Source organism: Bifidobacterium sp. JNUCC 75 (assembly GCF_054819865.1).
Genome location: NZ_JBTHIF010000001.1, coordinates 163,604 through 179,145, shown reverse-complemented (window position 1 = coordinate 179,145; position 15,542 = coordinate 163,604). Strand labels below are relative to the sequence as shown.

Annotated in this window: 13 protein-coding genes and 1 tRNA gene; 9 read left to right on the top strand and 5 right to left on the bottom strand. The window is 62.0% G+C overall.

What is annotated here, in order from left to right; all coding sequences use genetic code 11:
- The first annotated feature begins 8 nt into the window (after window positions 1-8).
- From ACVWNW_RS00800 to ACVWNW_RS00785, 4 genes are all read left to right on the top strand, one after another.
- Window positions 9-1,010, top strand: coding sequence for a Ppx/GppA phosphatase family protein (locus ACVWNW_RS00800; protein WP_454482464.1), 1,002 nt, complete (start codon window positions 9-11; stop codon window positions 1,008-1,010).
- A 24-nt stretch (window positions 1,011-1,034) separates the two neighbouring features.
- Window positions 1,035-1,120, top strand: a tRNA-Leu gene (locus tag ACVWNW_RS00795).
- Window positions 1,121-1,210: 90 nt separating this feature from the next.
- Complete coding sequence (locus ACVWNW_RS00790) at window positions 1,211-1,618, top strand: FKBP-type peptidyl-prolyl cis-trans isomerase (RefSeq protein ID WP_046323026.1); 408 nt, start codon at window positions 1,211-1,213, stop codon at window positions 1,616-1,618.
- 105 nt (window positions 1,619-1,723) lie between these two features.
- Window positions 1,724-2,203, top strand: a complete 480-nt coding sequence (locus ACVWNW_RS00785) for a GreA/GreB family elongation factor (RefSeq protein ID WP_024627331.1) — start codon at window positions 1,724-1,726, stop codon at window positions 2,201-2,203.
- Window positions 2,204-2,367: 164 nt separating this feature from the next.
- Here ACVWNW_RS00785 and trhA read toward each other — a convergent pair whose 3' ends face one another.
- Entirely contained in the window at window positions 2,368-3,288 is a 921-nt protein-coding gene (trhA, locus tag ACVWNW_RS00780) for a PAQR family membrane homeostasis protein TrhA (RefSeq protein WP_141650074.1), read from the bottom strand.
- 168 nt (window positions 3,289-3,456) lie between these two features.
- Here trhA and ACVWNW_RS00775 point away from each other — a divergent pair, with 168 nt between their 5' ends.
- Window positions 3,457-4,944: a sensor histidine kinase gene (locus ACVWNW_RS00775; RefSeq protein WP_046323025.1), complete on the top strand. Its 1,488-nt coding sequence runs from the start codon at window positions 3,457-3,459 to the stop codon at window positions 4,942-4,944.
- A 100-nt stretch (window positions 4,945-5,044) separates the two neighbouring features.
- Here ACVWNW_RS00775 and ACVWNW_RS00770 read toward each other — a convergent pair whose 3' ends face one another.
- The 3 genes from ACVWNW_RS00770 to ACVWNW_RS00760 all read right to left on the bottom strand — a co-directional run bounded on the left by ACVWNW_RS00770 (window position 5,045) and on the right by ACVWNW_RS00760 (window position 8,433).
- The gene (locus ACVWNW_RS00770; RefSeq protein ID WP_015021978.1) at window positions 5,045-5,323 is read right to left on the bottom strand and encodes a WhiB family transcriptional regulator; all 279 of its coding nucleotides are present in this window, start codon (window positions 5,321-5,323) and stop codon (window positions 5,045-5,047) included.
- 77 nt (window positions 5,324-5,400) lie between these two features.
- Window positions 5,401-7,371, bottom strand: coding sequence for an FtsK/SpoIIIE domain-containing protein (locus ACVWNW_RS00765; RefSeq protein WP_454482461.1), 1,971 nt, complete (start codon window positions 7,369-7,371; stop codon window positions 5,401-5,403).
- A gap of 90 nt (window positions 7,372-7,461) precedes the next feature.
- Window positions 7,462-8,433, bottom strand: coding sequence for an LCP family protein (locus ACVWNW_RS00760; RefSeq protein WP_232346966.1), 972 nt, complete (start codon window positions 8,431-8,433; stop codon window positions 7,462-7,464).
- Between ACVWNW_RS00760 and ACVWNW_RS00755 the strand changes: the two genes are divergently transcribed.
- Complete coding sequence (locus ACVWNW_RS00755) at window positions 8,432-8,560, top strand: hypothetical protein (protein WP_255297760.1); 129 nt, start codon at window positions 8,432-8,434, stop codon at window positions 8,558-8,560. The genes ACVWNW_RS00760 and ACVWNW_RS00755 overlap by 2 nt on opposite strands.
- 236 nt (window positions 8,561-8,796) lie before the next feature.
- Here the strand turns inward: ACVWNW_RS00755 and ACVWNW_RS00750 are convergent, their stop codons facing one another.
- Complete coding sequence (locus ACVWNW_RS00750; protein ID WP_454482458.1) at window positions 8,797-10,251, bottom strand: LCP family protein; 1,455 nt, start codon at window positions 10,249-10,251, stop codon at window positions 8,797-8,799.
- A 305-nt stretch (window positions 10,252-10,556) separates the two neighbouring features.
- Between ACVWNW_RS00750 and ACVWNW_RS00745 the strand changes: the two genes are divergently transcribed.
- From ACVWNW_RS00745 to ACVWNW_RS00735, 3 genes are all read left to right on the top strand, one after another.
- The gene (locus ACVWNW_RS00745; RefSeq protein ID WP_046323023.1) at window positions 10,557-10,814 is read left to right on the top strand and encodes a WhiB family transcriptional regulator; all 258 of its coding nucleotides are present in this window, start codon (window positions 10,557-10,559) and stop codon (window positions 10,812-10,814) included.
- 112 nt (window positions 10,815-10,926) lie between these two features.
- Entirely contained in the window at window positions 10,927-14,013 is a 3,087-nt protein-coding gene (locus tag ACVWNW_RS00740) for a glycosyltransferase family 2 protein (RefSeq protein ID WP_461196293.1), read from the top strand.
- A complete protein-coding gene (locus tag ACVWNW_RS00735) occupies window positions 14,010-15,533 on the top strand; it encodes a DUF5719 family protein (RefSeq protein ID WP_454482454.1) in 1,524 nt (507 codons plus the stop codon). The genes ACVWNW_RS00740 and ACVWNW_RS00735 overlap by 4 nt, the downstream gene beginning before the upstream one ends.
- The last annotated feature ends 9 nt before the right edge of the window (window positions 15,534-15,542 follow it).

The window sequence follows — 15,542 nt, the reverse complement described above, 5'->3', positions numbered from 1 at the left end:
GGGGTTTTATGGATCAGGTAACGGTGGCGGGTGTGGATTGCGGCACTAACTCCATACGTCTGCTGATTGCCAAGGTGGACCGGCAGGGGCTCCATCCGGTGGCTCCCAGGCTGATGCGCGTTATCCGGTTGGGGGAGGGCGTGGACCGCAATCACCGCTTCTCCGACCAAGCTCTGGAGCGCGCCTTTGAGGCCTGTCGGCTCTTCGCCCAGCAGCTGCAGGAGCATTCGGTAGATGGACTGCGCTTTGTGGCCACCTCAGCCACCAGGGATGCCGACAACCGAGAAAAATTCGAGGCGGGGGTGCGCTCCATCCTAGGGGTCACGCCCGAGATCATCAGCGGCTCCCAGGAGGCCTCGCTGAGCTTTCTGGGAGCGGTCAGCGTGCTGGAACAGCGAGGCGGCACCGACATGCCCCCTACGCCATACCTGGTGGTCGACCTGGGTGGCGGCTCCACCGAGCTGGTCCTGGGCGGGGACGGGAGCGATTTGCCTGTTGACCATGTCAGGGCCTCCTACTCCATGAACATCGGCTCCGTACGGATGACTGAGCGCCATCTGTTGAACGATCCGCCCAGCCAGGAGCAGATTGACCAGGCGCTTGAGGATGTTGACGGCTGGATCGACCGGGCCTTCGACCAGGTCCCTGTAGCCGGAGTAGGCAGTGTGATCGGAGTCTCCGGCACGGTCACCACCATGAGCGCCTTGGCCCTGGGATGCGAGGTCTACAATCGCGATGCCGTCGATGGTCAGTCCATTTTGGTTGATGCGGCCTGCCGGGTTGACGACCGGGTGCTGAACATGAGCCGGCAGGAGCGTAGGGAGCTCAAGGCCATCCATCCTGGGCGTGTGGATGTGATTGGCGGCGGCGCCCTGATCTGGAGCCGCCTGTTGGAGCGTCTGGGCCAGGCCAGCCCGAGTGCGTTGGCTTCGGGAACCTATGTGGCCAGCGAGCATGGCCTCCTGGACGGCCTGGTCCTGGACTACGGTCGGACCCTCCTGCGCGAATGATATACTAAGGCGTTATGGGTCATGGCCCCGGTGGCGAAATGGTATACGCATCGGACTTAAAATCCGCCGCCTTCACCGGCTTGTGGGTTCGATTCCCACCCGGGGCACCAAGGCCTCATCGGCTTGGACGGCAGTGTCGCAACTTGTCACCCGGCCGACGAACCGATACTCTGGTACGCAAGAAAACCAAAGGAGTTGTCATGAGTGACCAATCCATGCCCGAAGTGAACGCCGAATTCGGCGCCACGCCGACCATAACCTTCCATGGTTCGGCGCCCAGCGGGCTGCGCGCCGTGGAGCTGGTCGAGGGGGACGGGCCAGTCGTCCGCAAGGGCGATACCGTCACCGTCAACTATCACGGTGTCGTTTGGGGGTCCGATCAGGTCTTCGACTCCAGCTTCCAGCGTCATCAGCCAGCCAGCTTCGGCATTGGCGTGGGGCAGGTCATTCGCGGCTGGGACCAGACGGTGCCCGGCCACAACGTGGGGTCCAGGTTGGTGGTCTCCATTCCGCCGGAGTACGGATATGGTCGTCAGGGGATGCCTCAGGCGGGCATCGGCGGCGACGATACCCTGGTTTTCGTGATCGATATCATATCGACACGGTAGACAAGGGTCTCCAGGCGCCGGTGAGGGCCGGCGCCTTTTTCATACCCTTGACTTTGCAGTTCATGTCGGGCCACGAGACAAGTGCATCAAACAAGGAGGAATCACATGGCTGAGGAAAAGACGATTCTGCTGACACAGGCCGCTTACGACAAGCTGAAGGAGGAGCTTGACCACCGTCAGGGCGAGTACCGCGACGAGATTACCGAACGTATCGCGGCGGCTCGAGCCGAGGGTGATCTGAGCGAGAACGGCGGCTACCAGGCTGCGCGCGAGGAGCAGGGTAAGAACGAGGGGCGGATAAACGAGCTGATCGTCAAGCTTCGCAACGCCAAGATCCTCAAGGCTCCTAAGGCTGGCACGGTGGGCAACGGATCCCTGGTGACCTTGACCATGGCCGGCAACGAAATGGTCTACGTGCTGGGTTCCAGAGATTTGACCGTGGCCACCGACTATGATGTCATCAGCCCCGAGTCGCCTATCGGCGCGGCCCTCATGGGCGCCAAGAAGGGCCAGACCGTGACTTACAAGGCTCCCAATGGCAAGGACATCTCGGTCACCGTCAAGGATGCCCAGCCCCTCAAGTAGCGGGACGACCCCTCACCGTCCCAGCTCGGCCTGAATGAAGCCGCTCCCCGCCATGGTCGACGGGAGGCGGCTTCGTCTGTGGGTGACTGCTCTATGAATGACCACTTGGTTCGTAAGGCAGGCCGATGGTCTTTGTTAAAAGTGCGGTTCGGCTGGAGAGCTGCTCAGCGCAGGTTGCAGACCACCAGATAGATGGCCACGATGTGGCAGGCATAGCCGATGACCGTGCCGCAGTGGAAGATTTCATGGAAGCCGAATACCCGGGGCCAAGGGTCCGGCCGACGCAGACCGTAGACAATCGCCCCAAGGATGTAGGCCAGGCCGCCGGCCACAATCAGCCAAACCACCGGCGGACCGGCCATGGGGGAGTCCCAGAAGAGTTTCAGGAAGCCCACTCCCGAGACTCCGAAGACCACGTAGACAAGGGTGTAAAGCCAGCGGGGAGCATCGATCCAGAAGACGTGGACGATCATGGCCACCAGGCTGGCCCCCCACATGCCCAGGATGATGACCCGCCGCCAGAAGGGGTCCAGTGCAAAGGAAATCGGCGTGTAGGTGCCGGCGATGAGCAGGAAGATGTTGACGTGGTCCAAGCGGCGCAGAACGTCCGTGGTCCCCGGGGTCCAGTCGCCCAGATGGTAGAGAGCCGAGTTACCGAAGAGGGCCAGTGAGGCGACCATGAAGACCGCACATGCCAGCTTAAGGCCAGTGCCGTGGGCCAAACAGATCAGCACGATGCCGGCTGCCAGGGCCAGCGGGGCGGCCACGGCGTGAATCCAGCCACGCAGCAGGGGCTTGGGGCGGCCGTGCACATCCAGGCGGACCTTGCGTTCGATCTCCATGTCGGGGATGCCCTCGATTCGTGAGGCTTTCATCTCGGCCTTGGTCATGATCCGTGCAGCCTTGGCCTTGGCTTTGGCGCGTACCGCATCGGCCCTGGCCTGCAGATGGGCCTCATGGGCCACCTCTGCGTCCCTGCGCAGGTAGGTCAGCTCCTGGCGGCGCTGCTGACGGCGGCGTTCGAGATCGGGATCAACCTCCTGGTCCTCAGGCGGTCTGCCGTCCTCGCTGGTCCTGGTTGCCATGGCCCTCCCTTGGCCCCTTGACTGGTCCGGGCTTGTCGGGTCCGGTAGCCGGGGCGAAACATCCGTGAACCACCCTACCCCAGACCTGTGTATTGGACGCGCATGTCATCATCGCCCTGGGCATGACCCGCCTATCTGCTTCCGCGGGCCCTTTGTATGATGGAGGGCATGGCTGATTTTTCCGAGATTCTGGCTTCCTGCGACGACTGCAATGAGGAGGACCGCGAGTGGCTCCACCACTTGGTGGCCGACTGGCAGGTCATCGCCGATCTAAGCTTTGCCGACCTGCTGCTCCTGCTGCGTACCGGCGAGGGGGAGTTCACTGTGGCCGAGCAGTGCCGTCCCTCAACGGTCATGTCTTTGCGCACCGAAGATGTGGTCGGAGAGCATTTCCCGACCGATCGCAGCGAGGAGCTGGAGGCGGCCATGCAGTCCAAGGGGGTGCTGCGATCCAACAAGCTGCGGACCATCGGCCGCGCCACGGTCTGCGATGTCTATGCCCCTATCCGTCACCAGGGCAAAACCCTGGGCTTGGTGGTCCGCGAGACCAACATGGCCACGCGCGAGTCCAACGGCCGTTACGAGAGCGAGAGCATCAACGCGGGCAAGGAACTCTTCGAGATGATCACCCGCGGCGAGTTCCCCTACGCGGATTCGGTGCTCAACCAGCGGCACAACGCCAGGGTGGCCGACGGTTTCTTTGTGTTGACGGCAAGCGGCGTAGTGCGTTATGCCTCACCCAACGCCATCAGCTGCTTCCGCCGACTGGGCTCAGTGGAGACCATGATTGGCCAGTACCTGAGCGAGATTGGTACTTCCCTGCTCAAGGAGAACGATCCCGTGCCCGACTCTTTGCCGTTGGTCTTATCGGGCAAGGCGGCTGTGGACTCGGAACTAGATGCCAACGGGTCGGCTGTCTCCATGCGCTCCCTGCCCTTGTACGGCAAACAGGGCAGGACCGGCGCCATCGTTCTCTGCCGGGACGTGACCGAGCTGCGCCGCCGGGAGAAGGAGCTGCAGACCAAGGATGCCACCATCTCCGAGATCCATCACCGTGTCAAGAACAACCTTCAGGCCGTGTCAGCCCTGCTGCGGCTGCAGGCCAGGCGCACCAAGTCAGACGAGGTCCGCAAGGAGCTGGAGGAGGCCCAGCGCCGCGTCCAGACCATCGCCGTGGTTCACGAGGGCCTCAGCCAGACCGCCGACGAGATTGTGGACTTCGATAAGGTGATTGCCAACCTGCTGAAGATGAGCGTGGACCTGGCCACTACCAGCGACCAGCACATCACCATCTCCTACGTGGGCAAGTTCGGGATGATGCCAGCCCAGGATGCAACACCCTTGTCCCTGGTGCTGACCGAGCTGGTCAACAATGCTGTCGAACACGGTTTTGAGGGCCGTGACGAGGGGCATATCACCATATCGGTAGGCCGGGGCGGCAACAACCTGAATGTGGTGGTCGAGGATGACGGCAACGGCTACAGCACCGAGTCGGATCAGGGACAGGCTCGGTCCACCGGGTCCGGGCTGGGCACGCAGATCATCAATACCTTCGTCACCAACGACTTCGGCGGTACGGTCAAGTGGGAGCCACGCCGGGATGGGGGCACCCGGGTGGTCATCAACATCAAGCTGCGCGTGGCGCAGGACGTGTGATATCCCGAAAACCTATTAGCGAGGGGTGCTTTTCAGGAAAAGAAAGGGGCGGTGGCATCAAGCCATCGCCCCTTAACTGTTCGGTGCAATCGGGAAGGAATCAGGACTGCATCTGCATGGCCTGAGACCTGCGCGCACGCATGGCCCGACGCTTGAGAGCCCTGCGTTCGTCCTCGCTCAGTCCGCCCCAGACGCCGTAATCCTGATTGGTGTCCAGGGCGCACTTCAGACAGGCGTCAATGACCTTGCAGGTCCGGCAGACAGCCTTGGCCTCCTCGATCTGCTGATAGGCTGCACCTGTGTTGCCGACAGGGAAGAACAGCTCAGGGTCCTTGTCACGGCAAGCAGCCTTGGCGCGCCAATCAAACGCATTACTCATCTACCTAAGCCTCCAAGAAGTTTTTATCTGTGCTTTATCACTACCCTATGCAAGATAAGCACGATGGGTGACTTTTTTCAAGGGTCCATTTGTTTTACGGCTAAAGAGAACACCTGTAGCGGAATGGCGTGACCCGCCTCCAGAACCAGACACCGTCCAGGAATGGCGCTGGCCCGTGTGGATAGGGCGGCCAGCTGATCGGCGGGGATGCCAGCCGCCAGATCGGCCCCCCGTTCGCCACAGGGGAACACCAGACGACGGCTGAAACGCTCAGGTCTGCGCAGGGCACTTGCCGCATCCACAGCTAGAATCACCGTGGTTCCCTCCTGTCCCAAAGCCTCCTGCAAGAGCGGGGACAATGGATCCCGACAGAGCGGATCCAGCAGGTCTTGGGCATCGTCAACAATCCAGACCAGCCCCCGGTTGCCACGTTGATGACCTTTAGGCGGTGTCGGCACCGGACCTGTGGAGTCCCGGCTGCTGTAGCCCTGGCCTGTTCGCCGCGTGATGCGCAAATCAAAGCTGGGTCCTGGTCGGGCTCCCGGCTTCATCAGGGTAAGCAGGGAACGAAGCAGCAGGGCTAGAAGGGTGCTCTTTCCTCGGCCTGGCGGTCCAATCACGGCCGTATGACCTTTGAGGGGCAGGTGGTAGAGGTGCAGCAGGACACCGTCGTCGGTGCGTCCCAAAGGTATCAGGGGCTGCCCTGATTGCCAGAGAATCTTTCCGCAGGCCGGATCACGCTCTGGCAGGGGAGGCGAGAAGAGCGGTGCTGGCGGTCGGCTGCCGCAGAAGCGACTGGCTTTGATGATCTGTTCCACCAGGGCCTGCGGGTCAGCTGCTGGGCAGGTGCGGAAGGCCTGGGGGCCCCGACCTTGCTCCAGGAAGCCCAGACCTGGACAGGCAGGGTCAATTGCTGTGGCGCAGGAGGACCCCAGCAACTCTTTGGACTGCAGGGGGTCGCGCACGCGCAGACAGATGCCCAGGTTCATGTTGGCACGCATCTGGGCGCTGACCTGCCCCATGGTTTGCTGGGTGCAGGCCACCAGGTTCATACCCAGGGACCTGCCCTGAGATGCAAGGGCGGTCAGTTTGTCCAGATAGTCGGGCAGGAGTTGGCGCAGGGCTTGGAACTCGTCAATGACCACCACCAGGCGCGCCGGTGGATCGGACATCAGGGCAGTGTCCTCCACCCCCGCTCTGGCAACCAGGCGCTGACGGCGCTCCAATTCCCGCTGAAGGCCGTTCAGCGCTCGTACGGCCTGGTCCAGATCCAAATTGGTCACGCAGCCCACGGTGTGTGGCAGTCGGGCCAACAGGCCGAAGCCGGCACCGCCCTTGAAGTCCAGCAGGACCAGATTGAGCCGGTCTGGAGGCTGACTGGCGGCCAGGGCCAGACACCAGGTCTGCAGAAAAACCGACTTGCCTGATCCCGTTGTACCTGCCACCAGGGCGTGGGGTCCGTCACGCGGCAGATCGATGACCAGCGGTCTGTGATCAGGACGGGCACCGATGATTGCCGGTGCTGTCTTCCCCGATGCGGCAAGCCAGGCATGAACGATGCTCTGCCAGAGCAGACCATGTGCTTCCGAAGCCCCCGATCCCAACAGTTGGGACTCCAGCCGAGGGCCTGGGTCGGAGGCCAGCTGAGCCAAGTCCTGCTGTGTCTGGTACTCTGTGCTTGTCGATAGAGAAGCACGATTCGATGCTATGCCGTATTCCAATTGTGCGTGGGCGGTGAGAGATGGCGGTGGCTGTTGATGCGCTCGCAGCAGGCTCAAAAGCAGCATGGCCAAGGTACCTGTCAGGCTGGGCAACAAGAGGAGGAGCAATATCCAGCGTCCCTGGCCGACTGCGTACCAGATCATGCCCGCCTGGGCCAGGGCCGGAGCCGTTTGGGCGACCAGGGTCAGAATGACCTGGATCCTTCCCTTTTTGGCCGTTCGCTCTTTGACGCTGGCAGAGTGCCAATCGCCTGCAACCTGGTTAGAGACTTTCGGCCCGGCTGCTGATATCGGAAATGCAGCTGCTGATGAATTGGCCTTTATCATGTCTTCAGCATGAAGGGCCCGGCTGGGGAGTTCCAGGGCAAATCTGGCATGTGGTCGAATGTGGAATCTGGCTGGGATTGGCGGACGGTGCTACATGCCGCCGACGGTTCCGGGGGCATGACTGCCCTGCGCAAGCTTGTTGAACAGGTCGGTGTTGCGGGCTTGATCCAGCAGAACGGTGGAACCGAGACCCCAGCCCGGATAGTAGTCAGGATCCGCCCAGTAGACGCTTCCGGTGATGCCTTTGCTGCTGCTGGCACTGCGGAAGGCCAGGACCATGCGCACAAGGTCTATGGGGTTGGTCCGCTCATCCACCACCAAGGCATCCAGACCCGCCGAAAGGACCTTTCCGGCCGTCGACGGGTTGAGCATGACCGAGGGCTGGAGCGCCTTGGCAGTGATGGCTGAGATGGCCTGACGCTGGCGTTCGGCACGCCCGAAGTCCCCCTTGGGATCCGAGTAGCGCATGCGGGTGAAGGCCAGGGCCATGCCGCCGTCAGCCTGATGACAGCCGCGGGACCAGACCATGCCTGAGTTGGGGTCGTTGACGTCTGCATCGTAGCAAAGCCTGACACCGCCCAGAGCGTCGACCACCTTACTGAGGCCTCCAAACCGGATCAAGGCCACGTGATCGACCTTATGGCCGGTGATGTCCTCAATCTGGCCGGTCAGGGCCCGGTAGCCCGATGTGTAGGCCACGGCGTTGATTTTCATGTAATCCCCGTCCTGCTTGACCAGGGAATCCCGGGGGACTGAAATCAAGGAGGCGGCTCCGTGCCGGGGCTTGGTCAGTACCAGGATGGTGTCGGTGCGGAAGCCGGTGATGCTGGCATCCTGTCCGGCCCCCGGAGAACCGTCGCGCTGGTCCGATCCCAGAAGGAGCCATGTGGTGGCCTCTGAACCAGGGGCATCGGTCAGCATTTTGTCGCGGGTGAGCTTGCCATTGATCCAGAACCATCCTCCACCCGCCAGTACGACCAGTGCCAGCAGCAGGACCAAAAGCAGAATGGTTATGAATCTGCGCAAGGGGTGTCTGCGGACGAGGGCAGTGCCATTGCGCATGCTTCGATTGCTTCTGTTGCTCCAGTCGTTCCCAACAGGTGCAGCCGTGGCCCTTGGCTGGGGTGTGGTCTTCGATGATCCGCTGGTGCGTCTGGCCTTCCGGGCCCCGCTGGTCTGCCCCGGCTGATGCCCAGTCCCGGAGGAGGGGGAAAAGCTGGGAGGCGTCTGGCTACGGCTGTGTCTAGCCTCGGTACCTGGGGTTCCGAGGTCGGCCGCCGGACGGTGATGACCGGAGGGCATGAAGCTAGGAGGCTCCTGTCCCTGTCCGCCTTGGTCTGATCCAGTCCGCATACCCTTAACCTCCGTAGCTTTGACCGACTAGGTAAGCAATAGCATGCCTGAACGACCCAGCGGCTTAATCGGCTATCTCTGCGCCGGAACCGCACAGACCGTAGCGAACAGGTAGCGGTCCGCCATACCGATGTACTGTCCGGTGTTTGCATCCCTGATGGTTCCGTCGTCCGGATCGACAATTCCGCCCGTGTTCGGATCTATCAGGGTCTTGTCAGGCATGGTGATCAGTCCGGTGCGGGGATCGGGCTTGGGTAGAGCAGCGGCGGACGCAGATGGGGATTGGGTGCCGTCCTCTGTGTCAGAGCCGTTGCCCGCTGTCTGAGTAGCACCCTGTGTGTTTTGGACACTCTGGACATCCTGATCATTGCTGGCCTGCTTGTCTGATGAAGATGTTGACTCTGCAGCCTCATTGGCCTGGGTCAAAGGCTTCCCTTCTCGGAGCAGTTGCCAGATAGTGTCGGCCTCATCCGTCCATACCACTCGGTAATTGTCCTGGGACCATTCCTCGACAGGTATGGTACGGGCGTAGATATGTTTGGTGTCTATGTGCTTGAGCGAATTGCCCAGACCCAGCAGGGTCTGGAAGTTGCCCAAGCCCTCGCTCAGCTGCAGGGTGGACATGGAGGTGGTGGCCAGACGGTAGGCCTTGGGCAGGTCGGAATAGATATTGATGGCCTTGGCTTCGTTGACCAGACTCTTGATCAGATACTGCTGGCGGGTGGTTCGCATAATGTCCGACCCGTCGGCGGCGGTTCCATGGCGCATGCGAGCGTACTCGGTGGCTTGGGTTCCGTCCAGATGCCGCAGACCGCGCTTCAGGTTGATGCCGGTATAGCCGTCCCAGGTATCCTTGGGGATGCACACGTCGACCCCGCCCAGGGCGTCGATGATGGACTTGAAACCGTTGAAGTCAGCCACCGCGAACTGTTGAATGTCCAAACCGGTCAGTGAGCGGACCGCAGCCAGAGAGCAGCTGGCGGCCGAATTCACATCGCCGCCCTGGCTGTAGCCTTCGGCAAAGATGGAGTTGAACATGACCTGGCGGCGGGCCGGAATGGTTTCCCCCTTGCTGGTGGTGCAGGCCGGGGCGTTCACGATGGAGTCCCTGGGAATGGAGACCACGTTCACGTAGGAACGGTCTGCGGCGATCTGGACCACCATGGCCGTGTCCGACTGGTGATTCTCCTCTAGGCCGTCGCCGCTGCCGCCCACATCTGCATTGCCCTTGCCGTCCCGGGTGTCCTGTCCCAGGACCAGGACGTTCAGGGTTTTGCCTTTGTAGATGTCTTCCGGGGCCTTGTGGCTTTGAGCAAGGGTGACGGGCTCCAGCACGTGCATGTGACCGTTGATGTCGGTCCAGAAGGCCGCCACTGTCGAGGCTACGAAACAAAGAATGAAGGTAAGGGCCAGACAGATGCCCGTGCGCAGACGGTGGCTGTTGCGAAACCCACCGCTGTGCTGGGGCTTGCCGTTCCTGCCCGCCTTGATGTTGGGCAGACCCATCTTTCTGGTTGGGGACGTCAATGGTTATGCCTTCCTCATCGGCTGTCGCTGTAGGGGTCATTCCGGCGGGAAGAACCGGGATGACGGTAAAGCGTGCTTGAACCAGTCATAGTATAGTCTGACCCTCATCCGCAGCTCCTCTTCGGGCGATATGGTCTCCTCCACGTGTTGCTCAGTTGCGCTTGCAGGCATGTAGGGGTTGACAGAAGACCTCCGTAGCGGCTGTAATAAAAGTGTGTAAACACACTAGGGACTGGGGGGTCGCTATGAGTGGTTTTATAGACACTCGATACAGCAGTACAACTAAAAACAGGCTGACGCCGCTGATGCAATGGTTCGAAGTCAACATCGGACCATCCTGGCGGAGCGAGGCGCTCTGTGCACAGACAGACCCGGAAGCATTCTTCCCAGGCAAGGGAGGCTCCACTCAGGAAGCCAAGCGGGTCTGCGCCGACTGCACCGTCCGAAAGCAGTGCTTGGACTGGGCGGTCGAACACGACGAACGCTTTGGCATCTGGGGCGGCATGAGTGAACGGGAGCGCCGCCGTTACAAGAAGAGGATGCGCGCGCAGCATCAGGTCTGAATCGCCGCAGGTGCCCGAGCGAGGCATCCGGTGACCTGGATTGCGTAGACTGGAACGCATGAGTTTCGTCGCGCCTCAAGCCCAGGATGTCCGGCAGGTTCTCTCTGCAGTTATGAACGCATGTTCGCCTGCTGCCAGTCCTCATGTGGAGGATGCTGTGGCGGCGGTGATCACGGTCGAGCATGACCTGACCTACCTGTCTGATACCCTGCGTGCCCTCTTGCGACAGAGCCTCTTGCCTAGGGTCATAGTTATTGCGGACTGTTCGGGGATCACTGTAGAGCCTCTCTATGCGCAGTTCCCGGTGGACGGGCCAGCGCGGGTGGAAGTGCAGGTGGTTCGCGCCAAAGGCGCCTCTTCCTTCGGCGATGCCGTGGACAAGGCACTTGGCTATGCCCGTCTGCCTGGTCGAATCCGTGCCCTTTGGCTTCTGCACGACGACTGCCGTCCAATGGATGAGCATTGCCTAGACAGGCTGGTGGACACCTGGCACAGCAATCCCACTGCTTCCCTGTTGGGCGCCAAGCAGTATGACTGGCAGGGCGAGGGACTGCGGGATGTGGGTCGGTATGCCTACCATCACCGAACGGTGAGCCTGGTAGTGGACAGCGAGCCCGACCAGGAGCAGTATGACGCACGTCAGGATGTTTTTGCGGTGAGTCTGGCTGGTGCGCTGGTGCCCATACAGATTATGAAGGATCTGGGTGGACCAGGTGCCTGGGCTGGAACTTTCGGCCAAGCCGACGACCTTTGCCGCCGCATCTGCCTGTCAGGGGGGCGTGTGGTAGTGGTGCCTAGTGTCCGGATGGCCCATGCCAGCGCACGGATGAGCGGATTGCGCGACCGGAATGGGCGGCCAGTGCAGCCCGACCGTCCCTTGGATGCCTCCATGGGGCCCATACTGGCTCGAGAGCGTTACCTGCTGACTGACTTTGCCCTTCCCTGGTGGCCGCTGGTCTGGCTCTGGCGAGTTCTGGCGGCACTGTGGTTCATGGCCCTTGATCTCATCGGCAAACGGCCTTACAGGGCCCTGTGCCGTCTGTGTGCGCCCTGGCGGATTCTAACCCGTCCTGCGGCCTTGCTGACCATGCGTCGCCGTCTGACTTCCGCCTGCCATGGCAGTCCACGCCGATTGAACATTCTTCAGGCCAACAGTCAGCAGATCCGGCAGTGGCGGCAGCGTAGGCAAGCCTTCCGCGATCAGCAGGAACATCCCATGCTCAGCCACCTGGCCCTGGCTCATCTGCGCCAGCAGTTCCTGCGTCGCCTGGCCTGGGCATCGGGGATGACCATAGCAGTCTTGGTGGCTCTGGTTGCCACTCACTGGCCCCTCTGCCGAGCCATTTTCTCAGGAGGTGCCATCCACGCGCCCTTCCTGCCCTCGTCAGGAGCTGACTGGCCCCGCCTGCTGGCGGCGGCCACCACCTCCTGGTCCTGGGCCGGGGGCGTGGGACAGCCTGCAGTTCCTGCCCCCTTCCTCTTGGTGCTCCTACCCTTCGCCCTGTTGACTGGCGGTCATGTGGCCCAGGCCATGGCCTTGATGCTCCTGGCTGAAACGGGACTGGCCGCTCTGTCTTTCTGGGCCCTGGCCGGCGTGGTCACCAGGTCCAATCCCATCCGCTTCCTGCTGGGGCTGCTCTGGACTTGTCTGGCATTCGCCCTAGGCATCGTGGATGGTCTGCAGTTGCCCATGCTGACGGTCATGGCCTTCATGCCTGCCGCCTTTGCCTTCGTTTTCAAGGCCGTGGGGCTGTATCAGACCGAGGCTCCCGTGCACCCCAAGGCTTCGGTGCAGCAGGCGGCTCTGGCCTCCATCTGCTTCCTGCCGGTCCTGGTAGCCGAACCTCAGCTCATATTGGCCATGATTCCGCTCTTCATCATGGCAATCTGCCTGGTGTCATCCCATCGGATAATGCTGTTGCTGATGCCCCTGCCTTCGGTGCTGGCCCTGGCGCCAACCCTGGTCAACTCCCTGCATCATGCCAAGGACGGGCTTTGGAGGCAGCTTTTCGCAGATCTGATGGTTCCCTCGGTGGATCTGACCGGTCAGCCTCGAACCGGGAGCCTAGGGGAACTGCTGGCCCGCCTGCTGGGCCTGGATGCTTCGGCCCTATGGCCCACCAGGTGGCGACCTGAACTCTGGCATCCTGCCACGCTGGCCTGCTGTCTGCTGGCGGTGGTCCTCCTTGCCTTTGTTACCCTGATTGTGCCTCGGGTGCTCAAGGCGGCCAGGATTCTTTGGATCACGGTCCTGTTGGGCCTGGTCCTGGCGCTGGTCTCGCAGGCGGTCTGCACTGGCCTGGACGAGACCGGTCCAGTGGCCGGTTCAGTCCTGCCTGGCATGATGATGGCATTTATGGGTCTTCTGGCCTGCCTGGGTCTGCTGGCTGGCAGGGCCGTCCGTCCCTTCTCGCCCCTTGCTTCTGGGCATGATCAGGCCCCTGACAACGATGCCGATCGTCCGCCCCTGCCTCCTGCGCAATCCTCTTCAACCTCTGCAATTGCAGTTAATGGTGGTGGACGTGTTTTCAGGCTCTTGCTGGTCCTGGTCCTGGCCCTAGTCACTGTGGGTGTAGCAGTGATCGGTCTGGTGGCGCCTGTCGGTGGGCCCCTGTCTGCGGACGGCCGACAGCTTCCGGCTGTGGCGGTGGACTACCTGGAGAAGGATCCATCCCATCGGGTGCTGGTGCTGACATCGCCCTCCCATGGTCGCGTGGCCTACACCGGTCTGCACACCTCACGAGGAGAGCTGGTAGATGCCTCACCTGCCCTGCGCGTCCAGAGAGTGAATGGCAATCAGCTGGCTGGCGAGGATGTCCTCTCGCATTCAGCAGCTGCTCTGATGGCCAAAGCCGACTCACAAGCCGTAGCTGCGGTGGCCGACCTAGGCTTCGGCGGTATCTACGTGCCAGTTGATCGTTCCGGAGCAGCGGGATTGGGGTCCACGCCCAACGATGACCTGGTGTCCAATATCACCGCCAGCGAAGGTGCCCAGCAGGTGGTGGCCAATGCACAGGGAACCTATTTCCGTTTGAACTCACAGTCCGGCAAGGACGTGGGCGTTGACATGACTGGTGTCACACGAGCAGAGGCCAGCACTTGGAGGCGGGTCTGGCTGTGGACCCTGGGCCTGGTCCTGCTGGGATACTGCCTGGTGGCTCTGCCGCGTCCGGGCTACTTTGGAGGGGAGCAGCTATGAGTGCACGAAGCAAGGGATCCCTGGTGGCCGCTCTGGTCACGGCGCCCCTGGTGGCGGTCCTGATTGCCGTTCTGCTGATCTGGGCACCTCCGGCCTCATTGGCTGATGGTGCCCGAGGATCTACAGCCGTTTCCAGCCGGGTCAGTCAGCGAGAGGTAGCGGCCTACTGCCCGGCTCGAATGACGGTAGCGGACGAGGATAAGGTCGGTGATGACCAGTTCAAGGCATCGGAGGGCGATCTGAGCTCCCGCGTCACGGCCGCCGCCTTCGGATCCATTGGCAGTTCCAGCCTGACCCCAATGGGAAGTGGGCGACACACCACGTTGACTGATCCCGATCTCTTGGACGGGCAGAAAGTCATGGCCGCTTCGCTCGACCCTGGCGCTTCGGCTACTGCCTTCGATTCCCGGATGCTCAAGTCCCAGCCGGGTACGGGGGCTGCTGCCGGTATGGTCTCCTGGGCCACGAAGGGTGATCTTAGAGGAATCCAGGCGCTGGCCTGCCCCCGGGCCGTCATGGATGCCGACTTCCTGTTGCCCGCCACCAGCAGAGAGAATACCCAGCGGTTGGTGGTCTACAACCCGTCATCCAAGGCCACGGTGATCAGTCTCGAGGTCCAGGGTTCGCACTCCTCAGGTAGGCTGCCCCTGGAGACAGGCAAGACCATGACCGTGGCTCCTGGCGGCCATGCCTCATATGATCTGTCTGCGGCGGCTCCTGGTCAGCAGGCCATCTACGTCCGGGCTCGCAGCTCACAGGCTCCGGTAGCCATGTCGGTCTCCGTCAATGTTATGGCCGGGCTCGATCCACGCGGGTCTGATCAGATGACTACATTGGCGGCTCCCGGCCGTGATCTGGTCATTCCCGGCCTGCGCGGGGCTGACCAGGCCACTCTGCTTCTACAGGGATCCCATGCCACGGCGGTGGACCTGTTCTGGGTGGATGAAGGCGGTCAGCAATCCTTGCGGCGGGTGGATCTGCAGGGCTCTCAGGCCACGGCGGTGAATCTGGGTGGTGTGCCCGATGGCAAGCTGGCTCTGCAGGTGCATGCCGACCGGCCCGTCCGTGCAGTCCTGCAGGTGACAGGCCAGGGCAGCCAGGACCAGTCACAGTCCGACCTGGCTCTGATTCCCGCGGGGACTGCTGCTGCCTCCTCGGCCCTGACTATATCCCAGCCTGCCCAGGCCGCACTGACACTGGTCAACCCATCAACGAATCAGATCAAGGCCGAACTGGTTGGATTCGACGAGAAGGGCAACAAGCTGGGGGAGCGCTCGCTGACCATAGAAGCAGGTCGTGCCCATGAGCTTTCAACCCACGATTTGGGCGACCATGTGGCCGCCGTGCGGCTGAATGAGGCTTCCGAGCATGGCTCCTCCCGGTTGATCTGGAACGCACGCCTGAGTGTGGACGCGGTCAAACAGGCTGGCTTGGCTGGTCTGGCGATCATGACTCCTGACGGGCTCATGCCCACGACTACCGTGATCCGCTCCGGCCCAGACTCCACTGTCCTGCCCTAAGATTCGGCC